The organism is Bartonella sp. MU70NMGDW (genome assembly GCF_042194085.1).
Lineage (GTDB): Bacteria > Pseudomonadota > Alphaproteobacteria > Rhizobiales > Rhizobiaceae > Bartonella > Bartonella grahamii.
Genome location: NZ_JBHIMK010000200.1, coordinates 1 through 2,203, shown reverse-complemented (window position 1 = coordinate 2,203; position 2,203 = coordinate 1). Strand labels below are relative to the sequence as shown.

General features: G+C 40.2%; 3 protein-coding genes. All 3 read right to left on the bottom strand.

Features of this window, described 5'->3' with window-relative positions; translation table 11 throughout:
* Positions 1-26: 26 nt before the first annotated feature.
* Positions 27-698 (bottom strand): YdcF family protein, encoded by a 672-nt coding sequence (locus ACFIKE_RS09715; protein ID WP_375649623.1) that lies wholly within the window; start codon positions 696-698, stop codon positions 27-29.
* Positions 699-702: 4 nt separating this feature from the next.
* Positions 703-1,656 carry a cell division protein FtsX gene (locus ACFIKE_RS09710; RefSeq protein WP_375625217.1) on the bottom strand — a complete coding sequence of 318 codons (954 nt, stop codon included), beginning with the start codon at positions 1,654-1,656 and terminating at the stop codon, positions 703-705.
* On the bottom strand, positions 1,649-2,203 hold a 555-nt coding region (locus tag ACFIKE_RS09705; RefSeq protein WP_375649620.1), incomplete at its 5' end, for a cell division ATP-binding protein FtsE. The genes ACFIKE_RS09710 and ACFIKE_RS09705, both read right to left, overlap by 8 nt.

Genomic DNA, 2,203 nt, shown 5'->3' with positions numbered 1-2,203 from the left:
TTTTAAAAAAGTCAGAAGGATAAAGATTAGAATGCGGTTCTGATATAGACTTGGAGCGTTTTAATATATTGGAATATGAGAATGCGGATTTGATTGATTTGTTGTATTGCGCTTTCAGCATCGCTCTTTTTAACAGGATAAGCAATGAAATGGATATCAGGCATTAAATACTTAAGTTCTCGCATCGAGCGCCACATATGGTAATCATGGGTGACGATATAAAGGGTCTTATAGTGGTGTTTTTTGATCCAAGCAGCACTTTCTTCGGCGTTTCCTCTGGTGTTAATCGCTTGATGCCCAATGTCAATACAACAGGAGACAAGTCGTGGGCTAATATGCCTGTTATGCATGAAACCTTTCAGATTGGTTGTGCTGTTTACGCCACTGATAAGGAGTCGTGAACCAAGCCCCCTTTGTAAGAGATTAAATCCTGTCTCTATTCGGTTTTCTCCGCCTGTCAGCACAATGATGGCATCAGCTTTGGGGAGAGGCTTTGGGGGAGAAAGTCGTTCAGTTTTTTCAGAAAAAACAATAAAACCACCCCAGAAAATAAAAACAATGATTGCAAGAGTAAGTGTTGTCGGTGGAAAATAGCAAAATAAAAAGCGCATAGACCAACGATAATGGGGTCGTTTTGGAAGAGGACATTTTAAATCATTTTGCGTCAATGAGTTGGAATGGTAGGAGTGGTGAGTCATAAAATTAAAATAAACCGTTTTCACATTGATCGATTTTTTTCAGTTGCGCTAAAATAGTCATGCGGTTTGTAAGGGTGGTAAGAAAAGAAACGAAAATAATAAGAAAAATGATTTTTCCGTAAGGAACGGAACTTATGGAAATATGTCCAAACAAAGCTGTTACTTGGCTAGCTTCCACTCTTCCCAAGTTATAATTCGTCCAGAGACAAAAGGCTAAAAACAGAAATATGCTTGTGAGACCACCATATAAAGCACCACGCAGTGCAGTTTTAAAAAAATGCCAGTCAAATTGGCGGGCAATGAAAATAGTTTCAGTACCAAGGAAATATAAGACATTGATAATATGCGCATTTTCTGCCAATGCATTGCGGGTGGTAAAAATGATGGTAAGAATAAGAGAGCCTAGAACCAATGCTAAAATTGAAAAGCCAATGAAAACAGTGGTGTATGCCATGGTTGCAAAACGATGGACCCAAACACGGTGATCATCAAATTGACCTCCTGGAATTTGGGTTTTAATGGCGTGATTAATGGCTGCAAAATTGATTTTTTCATCTCTCTTCAGAGTCACAATGATAAGGCGGGGAAGGGGCAGTTCATTGATATTGAAACCTGTTCCAAGCCATGGCTCCAGTAATTTTTCTGTAGCTTTTTGGTCAACAATTTTTGCATCTTGTACACCAGAAAATGTTTTGACCAATTGTACGGCATCACGGAGAGCTTTGTTGATATCAACATTGTCAATGGGGCGTATTTGTATTGTTGCTTCATAGCTAATCTGATTACTCCAATTTTGGGCGGCACGTTGGACTAAATCAACACCGATTAAGGTGAGGCTTGAAAGAAATGTCATAATAGCAATAACGGCAACCAATGCTTTTCCAGAAATATTACCACTGGGAATAATCGCTGTTGTATTTTTTTTATTGCTTGTAAAAATGGGGAAAGACTTATTCATGAATCGTCATCCGTCCGTTATGGAGAAGCATACGTCGTGCTGCAACTTGTTCCATTAAGGCAATATCATGGGTGGCAATGATCACAGCTGTTCCAAAACGATTTAATTCAATAAACAAACGGAGTAGGCGTTTTGCTAAGGGCGGATCGACATTTCCGGTTGGTTCATCGGCAAGTAGAATTTCAGGTTGATCAATGAGCGCGCGTGCAATGGCTACCCTTTGTTTTTCTCCGCCAGAAAGAACTGGTGGTAAAACATGAATATGATCTCCAAGACCTACCCAACAGAGAAGATCTTCCACTTCACTGCGATAGGTTGCTTCTTCTTGTCCTTTAATGCGTAAAGGTAAGGAGACATTTTCATAAGTGGTCATGTGGTCGAGTAAACGAAAATCTTGAAAAACTACACCGATACGTTGTCGCAGCGCAGGGAGCTCTTGTCGTTTGAGTAATGCTGTATCTGTTCCAAAGAGATCAATATGACCGCGGGTGGGTTTGAGTGCCAAAAACATAAGACGCATCAACGACGTTTTCCCTGCTCCAGAGGC

Excerpts from the sequence above, each read along its gene's own strand:
- ACFIKE_RS09715 (WP_375649623.1), bottom strand. The coding sequence starts at position 698 with ATGACTCACCACTCCTACCATTCCAACTCATTGACGCAAAATGATTTA.
- ACFIKE_RS09710 (WP_375625217.1), bottom strand. The coding sequence starts at position 1,656 with ATGAATAAGTCTTTCCCCATTTTTACAAGCAATAAAAAAAATACAACA.